We start from the raw sequence: 17,405 nt of genomic DNA on the forward strand, positions 1-17,405 counted from the left end.
CCGTCATCCGGCGTCCGGCCACTCCTCGGGAGGGCGGGGCGACTCGGGCTCGTTCAGCCGCTGGGCCTGCCGCGCGTTCTCCCCTCGCAGGCTCGTCAACCACGGCCACAGGTCCGGGAGGGTTTGCTCGGGACAGGCCAGACGATGTTCGATCCGGCACCGCTGGAACGGATCTGGAGGGCAGACGCCGTACACCGCCACCCGCCCGTCAGACGTCTCGATCCACCGGTACTCCGCCGGCACCAGGTGGGCGAGCGGAGCCATGTCGGGCTCCAACAGCACCCAGTCGTGTTCGATCGTCGCCACGCGTTCCTGCGGCAGACCGCAGTACGGGCACATCAGCCGTGCCCCGCCCAGCCTGCGCGTCGACTTCCTTGAAGCCCCCATACAGCGAGGGTCAGCAATCCGCCCGTCCGTGCGTAGAGGGCGAACCGGACGGGACTCCTGGGGCACCCGAGCATCAGCGAGAGGGAAATCGACGCGACAGGTGCATCCAGCAACCAGCGGCTTAGAAAGTGCGGCCAGTACACGACGAAGCCCCCAACCCGTAAAGGCTGGGGGCTGTTCGCCAAGCGGCCCAATTCACTCATACTCGCTCAGGAGATCTTCAATCTTCCGGTTGGCGATCTCCTGGCGCCCGTCGATGCATTTCGCATAGCGGCCGAGCAGGACCTCAACGCTGTTCCCTGCCCGCTCGGCAACCTCGGTCGGGTCCACCCCGGAATTGAGCCAGGTCGACAAGGCCGAGTGCCGAAGGTCGTACGGCCGAGCAGCGAGCGGTGATTCGACCGCGGCCGGCGGAAAGGCCAGCACCCGAGCCTCCTGCCAAACGCGGTAGTACGTCGACGAGCCGACCACTCCCCCACGCTCGTTCGTGAACAACCGACCGTCCTCAGCAGTGCCGAAGGTGTCGAGATGCTGCTTGAGAATGAAGACGAGCTGAGGCGGAATCGGAACGAGCCGGACCTCCTCGGCAGGACGATTCTTCAGGCCCCGGTCGTCGTGAGTCTCGCCCGAGTCCGTCCACTGCTTTCCGACACTTGGCCGTGTCCGGTTCAAGAGCGCCGTACCCCAGCCGCGTTCGGGCAGCTTCAGGTCCACCTCGCTGAGCGCCACGGCCTCAGCTGGCCGGAAGGCTCCGTAGTACATGCAAGCGAACAGGCCGACGAGTCGACGACCGCGGGCCCGACCGTACTCGCCGACGTACGACACGGCCGTCAGCAAAGCACGAGCCTGTTCAGGGTTGGCGACCACGCGCGGGTCGACCTCGCCGGCGACCTTCGGCTTCTTCCACCGGATCCGGGCCACCGGGTTCTCTTTGAACTCACCGAGGTCCACCGCGTAGTGCAGAGCATTTACCAGCGTTCGACGCTTACGCCGGACGGTTTCCGCGGCCGCAGCGGTCCCGTCGAGCTTCAGCCTCAGCGAGTCTAGGACCGCCCTTGCGAGGGCGGCATCGCCGAGGTCCGCCAGAGGCCGCGAAGCTTTCGACACCCAGCTCAGAGTGTTCGCGACGTCATCGGGCAACTCGCGCTCATCAGGGCCGGGGAGGACGAACGCCCAGTTTCGGAGCGTCTTCCTGATCAGCTCCTCGGACGGCTGACCCGGCCGGTCGTCCAAGAGAGCCATGGTCACCGCCGTCAGCGACTCGTTGATCCCACTGCGCGTGTTGGGTGCAGCGTGGGGCCACTTCATTGCGAGGTACCGCAGAGCGAAGGCGTACCAGCTCATCGAAGCCGCTCTTTCGACCATCGAGTCAGGCAACCCGCTGGCCGTGTCGAACCCCTCACCACCGTGCGCGGCCTGGAGCAGTTTGGATCGGAAGTGATCCGCCAGCCCTTTGGTCCGGAACTGTTCCGAGAACACGTTCCCCGCAACGATCCACCGAACGTCATAGGACGACTTCTTCGTGTTCCGCTTACGAACGCCCCACACCTTCACATCGAGAGACTTCACGCCGCTGCCTCCAGCTTCCGCAGCCACGTCGTGAAATCACTTCGCCACACCCGGAGCTCTCCGTTGGGCAGTTTGAATGCCGCCGGCCCGAACCCCAACTCGCGCCAACGGTAAAACGTCCGGCGAGACACCCCACCCAGCTCGTCCAAGACCTGGCGCACGGTCATCAGTTCGTCGCGCTGCGAGTTCATGTCGGTTCTCCTTCCGTACCAAGGGCGGGTTCGAGGGATGCGGACAGCCAGGCTTCCGCCGCCGAGAGACCGGTTCCAACGAAGGCCCAGTGCGCGAGGACGTACGTCGTCTCGGGCTCGTGCTCGGGCTGTGCGGACGCCGCTTGAGCACGGCGCCAGTCCGCGCGAGCCGTGCGGAGGGCGCCGAGGGTGGTGGAGTAGCGGCGGGACTTGGTGGAGAAGTGGCCGCGGAAGCCGAGCATGTGAGCCCAGGCCCGGAGCCGGAGCTCTTCTAACTCCTTGCGGGCTCCGAGCGTCCAGGCCGTTCGGATCAGCCGGCGGGCATGCTCGCTGATGTCGAGCTGGGCCAGCTCGGCGAGGAACTTCAGCGGGCGATCGAGAGCTCCCGTCGCGGTCTCTGCGCCCTTGGTGGCGTACTTGGCGATGTAGGAGGCGACGGCACGCTCCGTTAGCTCTTGGCCGCCGTCGAAGTCGGCGCTACGGATGGTGCGTACGTCGAGCTGACGACCGAAGGTGAAGATGTGCGCGCGTCCGTCGATGACCGGGCCGTCCACGCGCGCGTGGGCAGCGGCAGCAGCGATGGCGTCGGTGAGCATTTCGGCGGTGGCCCATGCAGGGGGCGGGCTGTCGCCGCCCTCGGGACCGTCGATTCGGATGACGGCATGGAAGTGGACGGCGCCGCGCTTCTGATATTCGGCGACCTTGGCGAAGGACACCCGGGCGTACTGCCGGAACGCGCGCTGTGAAAGTCCTGCCCGCTTGGCGACCTCGCGGCGGACGTAGGTGGAGAAGCGCCGCCAGAGTGGACCGGCGTGCGCGTTCCAGAGGACGGCCGCTTCGTAGTCGTAGGTGTCCGGGTCGAGCGGGGTACCGAGTGCGGCATCGGCCTGGTCGTGGAGGACGCCGCAGCGGCAGCGGCGGACCGAACCGGCCGGGCCGGTGGGGCGGTTGTGGACCGGGCCGAAGCTCGGTGCGGTGAAGGTGGCGAAGACACGGGGGTGCGCGGCGACGCGCTCCGGGATGCCCTTGCCTCCACGCAGTCCGGAGGTGATCAGGTGGAAGGTGTCGCGGCGGTAGACCTCGGCGCAGGCCGCGCAGCGCGTCGCGCGGCGGTTGTTGCAGCGGACCAGGAGGTGACCAGCCGGGAGCTCGGTGGAGTCGAGGCGGTGGAGGAGGTTGCCGATCTCTCCCGTGCGGGTCTTCACGTCGTATTCGGTGCGGTGGCCGTCGAGGCGGATGGGGTTCGTGCAGCCACCGAGGCTGGAGAGCTGGCGCAGGAGTGCGGGCATGGTGCCGAGCGCGGCCAGCTCTCCGAGTTCGGTGAGCGGGGGCGGGGTGGCGCGGGTGATGATGGGTTTCTCCTTCTGGCTTCGGTCAGGAGGGGTAGGACCCCGGGGCGGCGGATGCTTGGCGGTATCAAGGCCGTCCCGGGGGTCTGGCGTGCAGCGGCTCAGCGGCGGTGCTGGTCGCGGAGCATCGAGCGCAGGACCACGGCGGCGATGGCCACGGAGATGGCTGTGACGGCGACGGCGGCCAGGAGCGCGGTCAGTACGACTCCGCCGGCGAGGACGGCCGCGACCGCTCCCGTGCTGATGGAGATCTGCGGTGCCGCACGACGTACGGGTGCCGGGTCGGCCGGAGTGTGGGTGTGAGCGGGCGGCGGGGTCGGGTTGTCGGGGTACTTGGGCAGGAACACGGCGAAGGTTTCCTTATCTACTCGTCTAGTTATGTGAGCCCTTTATGACGTCCACGCCGGAGCGCGTGCCGGAGTCGATGGCCGGGGCCATGAAGGTGCGCGAGAGCAGGAAGCCGAACAGAGCGATCACGACGACGATCCAGGTGCGGACGCCGAGGAACTTGACCGCTCCCCAGGCGATGAGGCCGAGCACGAAAACGAGTGGCAGGCTGACGGTCACGGAGGTCAGGTCCTTTCAGCGGACAGGGCAGCGGTGGGTGCGGGCGGCGAGTTCGGCGGCGGCGCGGCTGTCGTAGTCGGCGGAGAATCCGCAGCGCGGCGCGGTGCAGGCGGCGGTGTGCTTCTCACGGCCCCGGCCGTCGTAGGACGTGCCGACCTGAACGGGGCCGATGCGGGTGACAGAGCGGAAGCGGCGGTTGGCGGTCACGCGGATCTCCTTTCAGAGCTGAGCAGCGATGGCGTCGGCCATGGGTGCGGGGACGCCGAGTCGGGCGCGGAGGGTCGGGGTGTCGATGGCCTCTCCGGTCCGCGTCCGGTGTTCCGCGGCGACCTTTCGGGCGTGCTCGACCAAGGCGGCCGGGACGGACACGACGGGCGGAGCGGGGGTCGGTTCGGGCACCGGTTGCGCGGGGAGCGCCGGAACGAGTTCGGACGCGTCCACCTGGTCCTCGATGCTCTCGGTGTCCTCGTGCGGTGACGGTGCCGAGTGGGCGAGGAGCGTTCCGCCGAGGAAGGCGACCGCGGGCCAGCCCGCGACGAGGATGCGGAGCCAGGCCGGGACCTGGTCCAGGTCGAGGAGCCCGGCAGTGGCGACGTTCGCGCCGAGAGAGGCGACCAGCGCGATGACGAACCAGCACCACCCGGCCGCCTTCGCGTCACCGACCCGCAGTCGGCGCCATGCGGCGACGAGCAGTAGGTCGACCGAGATGGGATACGCCCACGCCTTCCACCCGTCCTGACCAGCCGCCGAGGCGACGTCGTGCAGGTGGGCGAAGGACAGCGCGGCAGCGATGACCGCTTGGACGAGCACCGCGTCGACACGGGCCAGTTGGGCGCGCATGCTGCGGCTCCTTCCGGATTCAGGCATGGCAGGGGTAGGGACATGGCGCGAGAGGTCACGCCGGCCGGAGTGGAGGGAAAGGAATCAGTCGGTCACAGGGCGAGGCTGGACAACCGGGGCCGCAGACTCAACGGGCCGTACGGGCACGTCGGGCCGAAAGGGCTTGAGCGCGGGCAGGTCAGGCACCAGGTGCGCTGACTCCCGGCAGATCTCGGCGGCATCGCCGAGGGAGAGGTACGACGTGCGGATGCGGGACCAGCCGCCGGAGGAATCGCCCGCGACGGCGAGACCGGGCCGCTCGGGTGCGATGGCGCAGGCGGCGGAGACCGCTTCAGGGGCAATGTCACCGAGAGCCATTTTGGCCGAGGCTTCGTCGTTGACGCGGTGGCAGACGCGGCCGGTCAGCTGGGCCCGGAGCATGGTCGCTCCCTTGCCGAGTTCTGCGCCGAAGCGCTGCCCGCACACCTCCAGGTAGATACCGGCGGCGCGGCCGAGCTGGGCGAGCCGGATGAGCTGGGTGACCATCTCGTCCCGCCGGTCCTCGTCTTTGCGCGTGGCCACGAGGAAGAGTTCGGCCACCTCGTCGACGAACAGGACGATGGGGACGGGGCGTTCGTCCTCTGGAAGCCCCCAGACGTCCGAGGTGATCTCCTCGTCTGGCGTGCCCGGGGCGAGACCTTGGCGTGCCTTGATCAGTTCGTACCGGTCCTCCATCTCTTGGATGAGCGCGGGCAGCAGTTCGGCCGCCTGCTCGGGGTCGGTGGCGAGGGCGGAGAGCCTCGCCGCGAAGGGGGACAGTTCCACGCCGCGCTTGCAGTCGATGCCGACCAGGGCGACGGGTTGCGGGGCGAGTCCGGCGACGAGGTGACGCAGGTACATGGACTTGCCGGAGAGCGTTGCTCCGAGGGTGAGTTGATGGGGAACGGTGCGGTAATCGCGTACGAACGGGGTGGCGTCCTCCCGCAGGGCCACGGGCACTTTGAGGAGCCCGGACGCGACCTTGCGAGGCATACGCACACGCCGCAGTACGTCGAAGCCGACGAGCCGCAGTTCGACCACGCCCGGCTTGACGGTCGTGACGTACACGGCGTGAACCCCCCAGGCGTGCCGGAGCCGTTCCGCCGAGGCGGCGACGTCTGCCGGCTCCTGACCGGGCGCGAGCCGAAGGCGAAGGCGTAACCCGGTCGAGGTCGGCCGGATGATGCCCCGCCGCGGTGGTACGGGCCGAACTTCACGGCGGGTGGTGGCCTTGACCGCCAAGACCCGCAGCCGGGACGGAGCCACAGTCAGGCCGCACGCCTCCATGACCGAGTTGTACGAGCCGAGGAGCCGGGCCGTGGATATCGGGAGGCCGACCGTGGACCAGTAGACGCCGGGGTGCCTGGCCCGGGTGTAGGCAGCCCCGCCGCCGAGTGCGGCGACAGGACCACCCACCTCCAGGAGCGTTGTCAGGTCGGTCATCAGGCCGTGGCCCCCATGGCCGCCGGGAACATGGCCGGGGTGACGGCGGCGGAGCGGTAGGCGATGCCGTGCCGCTGCTGGCCGTTGAACACGCTCTCCCACGGCCGGGCCACGAGACCCGGCAGCGAGATCGGTGCGCCGAGCGCGAGTCCCTCGGACACCCCGCTCTCGGGCACAGTGACCTTGATCAGAGAGGACTCCCCTTCCTCGATGTAGACGACGCCGATCGTCATCAGCGCCTCACCGGTGTTGACGTCCTTGGCGATCTCGCCGGTCTGACGGTCACGGACCTTGGGCTCGGGTGCCTCGGTCAGCAGGATCGTCGCGGCCGAGGTCTCCACACGGATGGTGCGCAAGAGTTCTTCCTATCTACTCGTCTATACAAGATGCAGTCTTCGAACCCGATCTCTCCGGGAACGCGGACCACCCTGCCACACAACTTGCCCACTCGTCTATACGAGTATGCCTGTTGGCGTTTACGAGTCCGAAGAAGTGGCCTCGCGCACCGCCTGTCAGGTCGCCGGGAGCTGGTAGGAGAGGACGTACGCGTCCGCCGCCATGACGGTGTCGCAGACCTCGACGGCCCGTCCCTCCGTGTCGTACGCGGTGCGGATCAGGTGAATCACCGGCACACCGGAAGCCAGCCGGAGTGTCTTGACCTCGGACGGCGCGGGCATCCGGGCGCGGATCTCCTCCTCGAAGTGGTCGAGGTGGTGTCCCAGCTCCTCAAGTCGGGCGTAGATGCCGCCGGGGCCGGGGTTGGGCTCGGCGATCTGCGTGCCGCGCGCGATGTCGAGCGGGAGGTACGAGGTGGCGAACTCGACCGGTCGGCCGTCGAGCAGGTACCGGCGCCGGCGGGCGAGCACGCGCCGTACGGACCCGAGTCGGGTGGAGATGTCCTGACTGGCCTTCTCCTCCTTGACCTCAAGGCTGTCGACCTGGGGGTGACTGCCCGCGGCGTCCGCCTCGACGATGAACGCGGACTTCCCCTGTTCGCGGTGGCGTCGGGCGAACCGGTCGGAGGCCAGCCGGCGGACGGGCGGACGCGGCCGGACGAAGACGCCTTTCCCATGTTCGGCGGCGACCAGGCCCTCGCCCTGGAGGATGGAGAAGGAGTTGCGGACGGTCATCCGGGATACGCCGTAGTGCTCGACGAGCTCAGCTTCCGAGGGGAGTTTCTCGCCCTCCTTGAATCGCCCACGGTCGATGGCCTCGCGCAGCTGGTCAGCGATCTGCCGGAACACCGCACGATCGCTCGTGGGGTCCAGATCGCCGAGCAGGGACGGAAGTGAGGTCACGAGTACTCCTTTAGGTATCTAGACGAGTGGGCGAGTGTTGTTGCTACGGTGGAGAGCCTAGCGATCTGAGAGGGCCGAGGAACGTGAGCACTGACCGTCCGCACTCCGTGAGCGTTGCCGGAGTCATCGTCGACGACCAGGGCCGGGCCCTCTTGATCCAGCGACGCGACAACGGCCAGTGGGAACCTCCGGGTGGCGTTGTCGAGCGGGAGGAAACCCTCCCCGAGGCACTCCAGCGCGAAGTCCTCGAAGAAACCGGCATCAAGATCGCGCTTCCCGCGACTCTCACCGGCGTCTACAAGAACATGACGGGCCTGATCGTCTCTCTGGTCTTCCGCTGTGAAGCCGCCGACGGCTCGCCCACCACCGGGGACGAGACCCGCGCACTGCGTTGGGCCACCCGCGATGAAGTCACCGACCTCGCCGACGAGGCGTACGCGATCCGCGTCCTGGACGCTCTCGACGCGGCATCCCCGCCGGCCATCCGCGCCCATGACGGCGTGAAACTCGTCTAGCCCGAACCCGCTGCACATGGCGGCCTACCAGCACGAAGGAACTTGTATGCACGAGTATACGAGCACTGCGCGGGTCTGGGGCCTCACTTGCCCAGGTTTCCCAGAAGAGGTGAGCAGGGCCCGCCGCTGGACACGGGACATCCTGCGTGGTTCGCCGTTGGCCGAGGACGCCGAGTTGATCGTGAGCGAGCTGAGCGCCAACGCGATCCTCCACACCGCCAGCGGACAGCGGTCGGGCAGCTTCCATCTGGCTCTCGCGGTCTCTTCCCAGGTGGTTGCTCTGTCGGTCACAGACGACGGCGGCACCGGGACAGCGCCGAAGGCCGAGCACGCCGACCAGGACGCCACACACGGGCGGGGCCTGGGCATGGTCAGCTTGATCGCCCACCGGGTCGTGATCCACGACAGCCAGGCCGGTCACACGGTCACTGCGGAACTCTTCACGGGTACCCAGTCGGGAGGTCCCCGGTGCTGACGTCGACGACTCCCGAGGACTTAGCGGAAGCGGGGACGGGACGGGGTGGCACCTACCGCTGCTGGGCTGCGGCGTACCCGCTGCACGAGACCAGCTCGATCCTCCTGGGATCGCACGAGGCGACGAGTCCCCGCCTGGCCCTGCGGTGGCTACGCGAACGCACGAGGAACGTCACGGACCAGCTCGACACGGCATACGCCCAGCCGGGCCGCTACTGGCTAAGGGACGAGCACGAACACGAACGGGCCCTTTCCTACCTGATCACGGGCACGGCCTACCAACTCACCCTGCACGACGAGAACACGCGCTACGTCCTCGTGGCCTACCCGCCCGGAGTGACCTCGTGAACGGATACATCCGCGGCTTCTGGTGCGAATGCTGGACCGAAGACCTCACCAGGGCAGAGCAGCCGGCGCTTCACAGTTCGTTCGACGCGTACTCGGCCAGCCAGGCAGACCGCTGGATAGCGATCGCACTCCACACCATCACGCCAGCGCTGGACTCCAGGGCGTCCGACGAAGCCTGGGAGTGGCTGTACGAGGGCCGCATCCAGACGAGGAGAGCTCTCCTGCGCTCGGAGCTCTGCACAGTCACGATCAACCAGGGCGGCACACGCATCTCTTGGACGGCCCGCCCAGCGCTCTTCCTGCCCCTGGCACACCGACGAAGCCTCGAACTTCCGCCCTGCGCATATGACTTCAAGCCCCACGCGACCGACTGAGTTACAACTTTCTCTACTGGTTCAAGGCGGCTCGCTCCGCTCCCCGCGCGCGGCCCAGCCCCCGGCCGGGCCTGCGCTCCTGTCTCCGCCCCGCTCCAGCCCGGCCGGCGCCCGTGCCGCGCACAGAGCAATCAGCCGCCTGCTGCCAGAGAAGGGATCCATCGTGGCTGGGGCCGGTCCGCTCCACGGCTTTAGCCACCTCCCCGGTCAGGGTCCCGCGTCGAGCAAGACCAGGGGGCCACTCGTGCTAATTGCGGTCAGGCCCAAAGCCTGCCCGAGTTGCCAACCAGCGTACGGCCCCCTGGTCATGCTCGACCCCAGACCGGGCAGGCCACCGGCCAAACCCGCTCCGCTCGCACAGTGCCCGTATCACTCCTCAGCAGCACTACTAGGCCGCTGCCCCGGCAGCGGCAGCACACTCGAGCACATGGGTGCTTGTACATTCCCCCTAATCCAGTCGCGGTGCGCTCCTGGCTCCGGGTGCACCTTGACTTCGCCCTCCGCCACCGTGATGGTCAGGGTGCCAGCACAACACTTTCCGTCAGCAAGGCCCGCAGCCGCCCGCTTACCTAGGTGTTTCCTCTCCACTGAAGGCAATTCCCCTGCATGGCAATAGGAAGATAGCTGCGTGCAGGCAATTCTTGTCGAGGGGAAAGATTCACCAAAGGCAGCCACGACCTCCGGAACCGGATTTCTAAAGCGGTCTCTCCCCATCGAGAATACGACCATCTCCGGCTTACTCGCATCTCCAAGCGATTTAACAAAGCCGCCATGCGACCCACCACCATTGCCACCCCCGTGGTGCGGATAAACCACGGTATGCACTGAAATATCTGGATGACGCTGCAACATCCTTTGCAGACCGGGAGAGTCAATGTCCCCTGGAAGCAGCAGTATCGGCTCACCTTCGAGGCTTACCTTCAGCACGACAGACAAACCGTTCGTCGTGAAGCGAGGCCGCGACCCCTTTGCTTTGCCAGGCCCATGCCCAATTTCGTAAGGAGTAGGATGCAACACGGAAATTCCAACTCGACCGAAGCCCAATCTATCCCGTTGAGCTGTACTAATTCCGATCTGAGCTTCCAACAAACCACTCGCATCCAAGTGGTCAATCAGAGCCAGCAGTTCATCCCACAGGTCGGAATCCTTGGCGCTGTCAGAATTCGCCCAAACCTTACCTATAGAAAAATCGTGATGCGGAAGCAACTGCAACGCCCCCTGAATATGGTCTTCATCCGAATGAGACAGCACCACATGCTCAATTCGACGGATTCCCATACGCTGCAGCTCGGACAGCAATAAAGTTCCGGATCTTGCATCGACCACCGCACAGGTGTCTCCATCACGCAAGATGGCACAATTACCATGCCCTACGTCCAGAACTACAGCTTCTGCCACGCCAACCGAGCTCTGAGGGGCTATATGCAGACCCGCCTGGACCTCGGTCATGCTGCATTCCGAGCAGCGCCGCGAGGTCGAGGACTAGGAGCCGCCTGCAAGTGATGGAAGAAAAGCTCATTCACGCTTTCTGCGTAATAATTGACTTCGCCCAGGTAAATGCGGCCTACCAGAGATTCGGTAACTTCACGATCACTTTCAGGGAGAAGGGACACTGGCATCTGAATCGGCGTCTTGGGTCGCCACGCTGTGACAGTAACCTCAACCATTTGTCCGCCCTGCCCGTGTCGCCCCTCGCCGGCCCCAGAGATGCCCACGACACGTACCGGCGTGAGAAAGCCCTGCCGACTTAGTTCGCGGTTGCCATGAGCCTCAGACTCAGCAACCCGCAGCGCTTCACTAAGCGCTTTCAGAGCTCCGGGTGCCTTACGTACTACCCGAGGGATTCCGTAACGCCACGCCCTAATGGAATCTGCCTCATCTTCATCCACATGCGCACTGTATAGCACAGCTGGCAAGCCTCGCTGATTAGAACGATAAACCAACTCTGCCCCGTTAAAGCTGACCTGGGAACGAGTTCGGAACCTGTGATCGGAGATAACTGCCGCACAGTGCTCAGACTGAACCTCATCCAAGATCTCATCCAGAGGACGGTGAGATCGAACAAGCACCCTGTAGGGCTCCTTCTCCAAAGCTTTCACCTGATCGCAGCCTCGGGCCAGAGCGGCTTCATCATCATCGAGAACTGCAACCTTCATCGATCCTCGCTCCCAGCACTCTTCAATTGCCTAGGCAGATGAATCGTGAACTGCGCCCCACCCAATTCACCATGGGCCACCGCAGTCAGATTCCCGTCGGCCAACACTCTTTTCTTACCGTGCAAATCCGCCACGATGTCTTTGACGATCGTGAGGCCAAGACCTGTGCCGTCCTCGTCGCTCCCCTCACCAGGCTCCCAGATCTTCTCGATATCGATGCCTGATATTCCCGGCCCTGAGTCGGCAATGTCAATTAGAACTACCTCACCCGAAACCGAAGTACGGATCCGGACAACACGATCTCTCGAACTTTCCCCTGCCCCACCAAATGCGCGAGCTGCATTGATCACAAGGTTTGCATACAAGGACTCAATGTCAGCGACGGTACTGCGTACCGTCGCAGCATCACCGCAAAGATCCACCTGAAGGTCGATCTGCCAGTCTTTAAGGTACCCACCGAACATCTCAACGAAGTCGAGGCATACCTCATTGACGTCCACTGTTACCAATTGACGTTTACCTCGCCGGAGCATTCGCAAGGGAAGCTTCGCAAAAGAGTGGATTGAAGCCGCGCTGCGTTGGGCACGGTCGAGCGGTTCTTCCATCTTTTCAGCGTAGGAAGTTTCATCCAGGAGCAATTGAGCATAGTGCTCCAGCAGCTCAAGATCGGAGCCCAGACCACCCGCGGTATTGAGAGATTCGTGAGCAAAAACCGCAGTACTGATTCCTACCGTAGCCAATGCCCGATACAAAAGGCGGTCACGCTCTAGGGCTGCGATCAGGCGATCATTAGTTTCGAACGCCTTACGCAATGGTGCCGCCTGCAAGGGGGGCAGACTCTTTATTACACGCTCCGCCTCAGTGCGCTCACGTTTCTTTTCTTGCCGCGCAATAGCGACTTCCCCACTGCGAGCATCTTCCCACTTGCTCTTGCGGACTCGCGCAGACCATTCGACAGCCCGTTGCGCAAAATCACGAAGATCAGAAAACGGAAGGTTCTCTTGGAACCCCATCCGGTCCGTTTTCGGTACAAGCACATTGTCCGGATCGTTTACGACAACCCTTCCGACACTGTTATTTGTCGAGGGTCGCTGCTGAGGATCCCTGTTGCGCCCTAGATTGAGGTCAAGCCAGTCATGTCCAGGATCACCGTACGGATGCGTTCGAAGGCCCCTATGGAACAGGTGGACTCCGCCGACAACATCAAGCCAAGGAGTAACCTCGCCAAGAGTGCGCCTGGAATTCCGTCGTTTAAATGACTCTGCGTCACGCAAAAACATCCAAAGTTCAAATTTGCTCGGCGGAGCCGCGTATTTGATAGGCGGTTGCCCTTTTCCTCCTCTCGGCAAAGCAACGTCACTATGGCCAGCCTCGGCGATCACTACTCCACGCCAGTCGACGAGTACTGCACTGGCTTTACCATCTGCATCAAGTTCGGCAGTCAGTTTAAATTCGTGCTCATCGAAATAACCTTGGCTGACGGCACGAGTCAAAGCTTTATATTCGGGCGCGTCCATGGTAACCACAAAACCTGGGTCGCGCGCCGGCGTGGATTCCCAATCTGTTGGGGTAGGCTCAGATTTCGTTGCAACCACGGAGCCATTTCCGCTCGCGCCGAAGGCGCCCGAAAGAAGAAGCAAAGAGCGAGCGAGTCTTTTCGCTCCTTCGCTTTCAAACTTCTCACGAAGACGCTTGATGATAACCTTCGTGCCCGGTTTCTCCGAGGTCTCATAACTCTGCACCTCAAGCGCGACCTCATCTACGGAGTCGACATTATCGTAAGCCGCCCAGTCGATAGTGAGGCGGTGGGCAATTCCCGGGGTGGAAATCGGCCTAGTAATGACCTCGATTTCCTTACCCAGGCGCAAAGATGCCAGTCTTCCGAGGCCCTTCTCGCCAACTTTACGCCTCTTGAAGTGCAGCGTGTTCTTGGACTCAGTCTTCGACGAGCGCCCGATGTGAAGAAATCCGCCTGCGATCTCATCAGGCGTCATCCCATGTCCGTTGTCGCTCACCACCAGTGTCCCGCCGACCCGTGAGGCGTTGACCAGAGTGACCTCACACCAGGTCGCATCAGCGTCATAGGAGTTCCTGACGAGCTCCATGACTCCGAGGTCGGGGTGAGGGATGAGTTCCTCGCCCAGACGTGCCAAGATCTCGGGAGCGAAGCGCAGGTGAACGCTCATCAGGTCAGGCCCCCCGGTGTTGAGTTCGCGCCCTCGGTGCTACGGCGCAGGTCGTCTGCTGCAGAGTAGCCAAGCTCAGATCACATCCGCCATAGGGTCAAGCGGTCAGGGGAGGATGAAATGACGACGGACGCCTACTCCGCGTACAGCAGCGACCTGCGCAGACTTGCCGACGGGCTGCGCGCGGTGCCATGGCAGGCAGCTCAAGCTGACGTTGAGTCAGCACTCAACGGGCAAGCTGGCACACGGCTGCGAGACTTGGTCCCGCGCGCAGTCCGGCGAGCAGAAGGCGCGTACTTCACCGGAAGCCAGGTCAGGGCGAGGTTCGACAGCTTGCTCTCAGACGGTCCAGGCTTCTGGGACCCTGCCTGCGGCGCGGGTGACTTGCTACTGGCCGCAGCAGAGCGACTTCCCCTAGCCGCGAACCTCAGAGACACACTGGACACCTGGGGCGCCTCGCTCCGCGGTGGAGATCTACAGCCTTCTTTTGTTGAAGTCGCCAAACTTCGACTCTTCTTGCTTGCTGCTGCCCGTCACCGTAAGCGAGGAGATGAAATTGATCAAAGCTCCACCGAAGGTATCAAGGCCTTCAGGAATATTAAAGTATCCAACGCTCACGAGGCAATTCAGTCGACCCACAGCTTTCAAGGGTCACTTGTCATCAACCCTCCCTTTGGATCCATGCAGGCGCCTCACGACTGCCAATGGGCAAGTGGATCTGTGTCACAGGCTGCTGTCATGACGCTGTCGGCTATCCAGAAACTTGCTATTGAGCATCAAGTAGTTGCCGTACTACCTGACGTGCTGCGCAGCGGGTCGCGCTACGCACGTTGGCGAGAAGAGATCGAATCGACCATACAGCTAGATCAGGTTGATCTGTATGGTCAATTTGACGAACACACTGATGTTGATGTATTTCTTCTCTCGGGCCGTCGCCGACGTCGCGCTAAACAGCGTCAAGGCACATTGTGGTGGCCGGCTGCAGATCCAATGCATACCATCAGCGAAGTGTTCGACGTGCGCGTCGGGACTGTTGTGGACAATCGGGACCCCCACCTAGGTCCAGCCTCGCCTTTTCTAACGGCTCGTGACCTCGGCGAATCCCGAGAATTGTGCGCCCCTATCCGTCATCGAAATTTTTCTGGTCGGCTGTTTACTCCTCCATTCGTGGCTATCCGCCGGACTTCCCGTCCGGGGCTACGCTCCGGAGGCTTCGGGCGCGCCTCTGGAACCATAGTTACCGGGTCGATCCCTATCGCGGTAGATAATCACGTCATCGTGTTGGATCCAGTGAATGGATCTGCCGATGACTGCGAGCGACTGCTTAAGGTTCTGGAATCTCCGGAAACTTCACTCTGGCTGGATCAACGGATAAGGTGTCGACACTTGACAGTCGGCGTTGTCCGTTCTATTCCGTGGCCCACCAAGTAAGAGCTCTCACTTTGTCTATGGAAGCGGCCTGCGGACGCCCCAGCTCAAGGCTGCATTGTTCGCTACAGATGTTAGTCCTCGAGGAACGAGGATCCTGATCGCCTGTGCCAAATCCGCGATCTGTTCGGAGCTTGTGCACGCGCGCCGCGGACCATTCGTGGACGAAGGACCCGCTCCTGCAGCCTAACCATGCCTTGACCAGGAAAAACCTGCCCTAGACACACCCCCTCCGGAGCCGTGTGCGCAGGTTCGAATCCTGCCGGGGGCACTCGCCACAGATCAGCAAGAATAGAGCGCTGACCAGGGCGGATGCCGACAGAAGAGGGCGGGATTCAGCCTCACTGACTCCCGCCCTCTCTTGTTGTCTCTCACTATCCGCGCACCATCTGCGATACACGCGACACACCTCCGACACGCTCACGCGCTCCTCACGAACAGGGCACCCCTGCCGACGTCGGAGGCCTCTGCGGAAGCATGTGGACATGCCCAAACCGAAGAGGTTCACGGCGTGGTTGATGAGGGTTTCTCAATGACCTAAACCGGTCGAAATAGTGGCATCGGCGATGTCGCTAATAATCCCGACCGGCCCTCACGGAAGGGGCGGTCGGGCATCACGCCTACCTCGAAGAGTGCGGCGCCATCCCAGCCGCCATCGAGATGTTCGAAGACGCCCGGGTTCGATACGAGGCGTACCGGCGGCGCTAGGTGTTCTGTCCGGGGAGGTTGTGGACGGGTGAGGCAGGTCTCGGCTGCGGGATCTTGAACAGGTGAGGGCCTTCCGGGTTCGGTGTGGATTGCGACGTCTACACCGACCAGAAAGGCCCTCGTGGTCCACCGTAATGCACCCCTGACCGAGACCGGCCGACTGCGTCTGGCCCGCTGCGTGGTCGAAGACCGCTGGCCGTTGCGGCGGGCCGCCGAGCGGTTCCAGGTCTCACCGACGACCGCCCGGCGATGGGCCGAGCGCTACCGGCAGTTCGGCGAAGCCGGGATGGCCGACCGTTCCTCCCGCCCGCACAACAGCCCCGGACGGACACCGACCCGCACCGAACGCCGGGTCATCAAGGTCAGGGTCCTGCGCCGCTGGGGACCGGCCCGCATCGCCCACCTGCTGGGCCTGGTGCCCTCCACTGTCCACCGGGTCCTCGTCCGCTACCGGCTGGCACGCCTCACGCACCTGGACCGCGCGACCGGCCGGACCATACGCCGCTACGAACGGGACAGGCCCGGCGAGCTGGTGCATGTGGACATCAAGAAGCTCGGCAACATCCCCGACGGCGGAGGCCATAAGGCCCTGGGCCGGCAGGCCGGCCGCAAGACGCGGTCCGGGGCCGGCTACAGCTACATCCGCACCGCCGTCGACGACCACTCCCGCCTCGCCTACAGCGAGATCCTCACCGACGAGCGCAAAGAGACCGCCACCGCCTTCTGGACCCGCGCCCACGCCTACTTCACCAGCGCAGGGATCACCGTCGAGCGCGTCCTGACCGACAACGGCGCCTGCTACAAGTCCCGCACCTGGCGCGACGCACTTGCTCTGGCCGGGATCGCCCACAAGCGAACCCGGCCCTACCGACCCCAGACCAACGGCAAGGTCGAACGCCTCAACCGCACCCTGCTCGACGAATGGGCCTACGCCAAGCCCTACAGGTCAGAGCAGGAACGACGCGACGCATTTCCGGACTGGCTGCACTCCTACAATCACCACCGCGGACACACCGCGCTCGCAGGCAAGCCACCCGCCAGCCGCGTCCCCAACCTCACAGGGCAATACAGCTAGGCGATACCTGAGCCGACAGCGCGGGCCAACAGGGCTTTTGGACACTTGCTGCACGTCTAGCGACCTGTCCGGCGGGTCGCGTCACCGACTCCGCACCCGACAACAATGTCACTCGAACGGCCTAACACGATGTGTCACCCACATGGATGAACATCAAGCTGAGTGGTGTCCCAACCGAGGTATTCCGTGAAAGGCGAACCAAATGCGCATTCGACGAATCCTCGCCGCCGTCATCGCGACGGCAGCCCTCTCCGGACTCGGCATCACAGGCGCCGCCACCGCCACCGCCACAACCGCCACCGCCACCCCCGCCAGCCTCACCCCGGGTGAGTGCGAGCAGGGCGGCGGAACGGTCGATCGGTCGCACACGTCCGCGGCCAAGCTCCCGATCTGCAAGGGCGGCAAGTTCAACGGGCAGGATGTCGACTAAACCCCACTAGGCGCCCCGCAGCCACGCGCTGCGGGGCGCTCCCAGGCGA

Annotated in this window: 20 protein-coding genes; 6 read left to right on the top strand and 14 right to left on the bottom strand. The window is 64.2% G+C overall.

Going from position 1 to position 17,405, the window contains the following annotated elements:
• Nucleotides 1-3: 3 nt before the first annotated feature.
• The 11 genes from OG199_RS15320 to OG199_RS15370 form a co-directional block, all read right to left on the bottom strand.
• Entirely contained in the window at nucleotides 4-387 is a 384-nt protein-coding gene (locus OG199_RS15320; protein ID WP_405829895.1) for a DUF6083 domain-containing protein, read from the bottom strand.
• 195 nt (nucleotides 388-582) lie between these two features.
• Nucleotides 583-1,956: a tyrosine-type recombinase/integrase gene (locus OG199_RS15325; protein WP_405829897.1), complete on the bottom strand. Its 1,374-nt coding sequence runs from the start codon at nucleotides 1,954-1,956 to the stop codon at nucleotides 583-585.
• Nucleotides 1,953-2,147 (bottom strand): AlpA family transcriptional regulator, encoded by a 195-nt coding sequence (locus tag OG199_RS15330; protein WP_129813863.1) that lies wholly within the window; start codon nucleotides 2,145-2,147, stop codon nucleotides 1,953-1,955. Before OG199_RS15330 ends, OG199_RS15325 begins: the two co-directional genes overlap by 4 nt.
• Complete coding sequence (locus OG199_RS15335; protein ID WP_405829899.1) at nucleotides 2,144-3,436, bottom strand: replication initiator; 1,293 nt, start codon at nucleotides 3,434-3,436, stop codon at nucleotides 2,144-2,146. Before OG199_RS15335 ends, OG199_RS15330 begins: the two co-directional genes overlap by 4 nt.
• A 161-nt stretch (nucleotides 3,437-3,597) precedes the next feature.
• On the bottom strand, nucleotides 3,598-3,843 hold the full coding sequence (locus OG199_RS15340) for a SpdD protein (protein ID WP_355875813.1): 246 nt from the start codon (nucleotides 3,841-3,843) through the stop codon (nucleotides 3,598-3,600).
• Nucleotides 3,844-3,868: 25 nt separating this feature from the next.
• A complete protein-coding gene (locus OG199_RS15345; protein ID WP_405829901.1) occupies nucleotides 3,869-4,063 on the bottom strand; it encodes a hypothetical protein in 195 nt (64 codons plus the stop codon).
• Between the two features lie 15 nt (nucleotides 4,064-4,078).
• On the bottom strand, nucleotides 4,079-4,270 hold the full coding sequence (locus tag OG199_RS15350) for a mobile element transfer protein (protein WP_030673588.1): 192 nt from the start codon (nucleotides 4,268-4,270) through the stop codon (nucleotides 4,079-4,081).
• A 12-nt stretch (nucleotides 4,271-4,282) separates the two neighbouring features.
• The gene (locus OG199_RS15355; protein WP_402175247.1) at nucleotides 4,283-4,903 is read right to left on the bottom strand and encodes a DUF2637 domain-containing protein; all 621 of its coding nucleotides are present in this window, start codon (nucleotides 4,901-4,903) and stop codon (nucleotides 4,283-4,285) included.
• A gap of 84 nt (nucleotides 4,904-4,987) precedes the next feature.
• Nucleotides 4,988-6,364: an FtsK/SpoIIIE domain-containing protein gene (locus OG199_RS15360; RefSeq protein WP_405829904.1), complete on the bottom strand. Its 1,377-nt coding sequence runs from the start codon at nucleotides 6,362-6,364 to the stop codon at nucleotides 4,988-4,990.
• Nucleotides 6,364-6,720 carry a hypothetical protein gene (locus tag OG199_RS15365; RefSeq protein WP_329326438.1) on the bottom strand — a complete coding sequence of 119 codons (357 nt, stop codon included), beginning with the start codon at nucleotides 6,718-6,720 and terminating at the stop codon, nucleotides 6,364-6,366. The genes OG199_RS15360 and OG199_RS15365 overlap by 1 nt, the downstream gene beginning before the upstream one ends.
• Before the next feature lie 156 nt (nucleotides 6,721-6,876).
• A complete protein-coding gene (locus OG199_RS15370) occupies nucleotides 6,877-7,662 on the bottom strand; it encodes a GntR family transcriptional regulator (protein WP_129813870.1) in 786 nt (261 codons plus the stop codon).
• 107 nt (nucleotides 7,663-7,769) lie between these two features.
• Between OG199_RS15370 and OG199_RS15375 the strand changes: the two genes are divergently transcribed.
• The 4 genes from OG199_RS15375 to OG199_RS15390 are packed head-to-tail and all read left to right on the top strand — an operon-like array spanning nucleotide 7,770 to nucleotide 9,373.
• A complete protein-coding gene (locus tag OG199_RS15375) occupies nucleotides 7,770-8,177 on the top strand; it encodes an NUDIX domain-containing protein (RefSeq protein ID WP_351951160.1) in 408 nt (135 codons plus the stop codon).
• Between the two features lie 46 nt (nucleotides 8,178-8,223).
• On the top strand, nucleotides 8,224-8,652 hold the full coding sequence (locus tag OG199_RS15380) for an ATP-binding protein (protein WP_402175236.1): 429 nt from the start codon (nucleotides 8,224-8,226) through the stop codon (nucleotides 8,650-8,652).
• Nucleotides 8,646-8,999: a hypothetical protein gene (locus tag OG199_RS15385; RefSeq protein ID WP_405829907.1), complete on the top strand. Its 354-nt coding sequence runs from the start codon at nucleotides 8,646-8,648 to the stop codon at nucleotides 8,997-8,999. The genes OG199_RS15380 and OG199_RS15385 overlap by 7 nt, the downstream gene beginning before the upstream one ends.
• Nucleotides 8,996-9,373, top strand: a complete 378-nt coding sequence (locus OG199_RS15390) for a hypothetical protein (RefSeq protein ID WP_405829909.1) — start codon at nucleotides 8,996-8,998, stop codon at nucleotides 9,371-9,373. Before OG199_RS15385 ends, OG199_RS15390 begins: the two co-directional genes overlap by 4 nt.
• 369 nt (nucleotides 9,374-9,742) lie before the next feature.
• On the opposite strand, the gene OG199_RS15395 is transcribed toward OG199_RS15390, so the two are convergent.
• From OG199_RS15395 to OG199_RS15405, 3 genes are all read right to left on the bottom strand, one after another.
• Nucleotides 9,743-10,822, bottom strand: a complete 1,080-nt coding sequence (locus OG199_RS15395; protein ID WP_405829910.1) for a ComEC/Rec2 family competence protein — start codon at nucleotides 10,820-10,822, stop codon at nucleotides 9,743-9,745.
• A gap of 703 nt (nucleotides 10,823-11,525) precedes the next feature.
• A complete protein-coding gene (locus OG199_RS15400; RefSeq protein ID WP_405829912.1) occupies nucleotides 11,526-13,715 on the bottom strand; it encodes an ATP-binding protein in 2,190 nt (729 codons plus the stop codon).
• A gap of 474 nt (nucleotides 13,716-14,189) precedes the next feature.
• Nucleotides 14,190-14,333, bottom strand: a complete 144-nt coding sequence (locus tag OG199_RS15405) for a hypothetical protein (protein WP_405829914.1) — start codon at nucleotides 14,331-14,333, stop codon at nucleotides 14,190-14,192.
• Nucleotides 14,334-15,972: 1,639 nt separating this feature from the next.
• On the opposite strand from OG199_RS15405, the gene OG199_RS15410 reads away from it, so the two are divergent.
• Together OG199_RS15410 and OG199_RS15415 are read left to right on the top strand one after the other, a co-directional pair.
• On the top strand, nucleotides 15,973-16,926 hold the full coding sequence (locus OG199_RS15410) for an IS481 family transposase (protein ID WP_405829916.1): 954 nt from the start codon (nucleotides 15,973-15,975) through the stop codon (nucleotides 16,924-16,926).
• Nucleotides 16,927-17,128: 202 nt separating this feature from the next.
• Entirely contained in the window at nucleotides 17,129-17,356 is a 228-nt protein-coding gene (locus OG199_RS15415) for a hypothetical protein (protein ID WP_356809390.1), read from the top strand.
• Nucleotides 17,357-17,405: the final 49 nt, after the last annotated feature.

The sequence above is a fragment of the Streptomyces sp. NBC_01176 genome (assembly GCF_045039825.1).
Classification (GTDB): Bacteria; Actinomycetota; Actinomycetes; order Streptomycetales; family Streptomycetaceae; genus Streptomyces.

Bases quoted from the DNA above. Each gene is read 5' to 3' on its own strand.
- OG199_RS15380 (WP_402175236.1), top strand. From the start codon at position 8,224: ATGCACGAGTATACGAGCACTGCGCGGGTCTGGGGCCTCACTTGCCCA.
- OG199_RS15355 (WP_402175247.1), bottom strand. From the start codon at position 4,903: ATGCGCGCCCAACTGGCCCGTGTCGACGCGGTGCTCGTCCAAGCGGTC.
- OG199_RS15320 (WP_405829895.1), bottom strand. From the start codon at position 387: ATGGGGGCTTCAAGGAAGTCGACGCGCAGGCTGGGCGGGGCACGGCTG.
- OG199_RS15335 (WP_405829899.1), bottom strand. From the start codon at position 3,436: ATGCCCGCACTCCTGCGCCAGCTCTCCAGCCTCGGTGGCTGCACGAAC.
- OG199_RS15360 (WP_405829904.1), bottom strand. From the start codon at position 6,364: ATGACCGACCTGACAACGCTCCTGGAGGTGGGTGGTCCTGTCGCCGCA.
- OG199_RS15330 (WP_129813863.1), bottom strand. From the start codon at position 2,147: ATGAACTCGCAGCGCGACGAACTGATGACCGTGCGCCAGGTCTTGGAC.
- OG199_RS15400 (WP_405829912.1), bottom strand. From the start codon at position 13,715: ATGAGCGTTCACCTGCGCTTCGCTCCCGAGATCTTGGCACGTCTGGGC.
- OG199_RS15415 (WP_356809390.1), top strand. From the start codon at position 17,129: ATGCGCATTCGACGAATCCTCGCCGCCGTCATCGCGACGGCAGCCCTC.
- OG199_RS15395 (WP_405829910.1), bottom strand. From the start codon at position 10,822: ATGACCGAGGTCCAGGCGGGTCTGCATATAGCCCCTCAGAGCTCGGTT.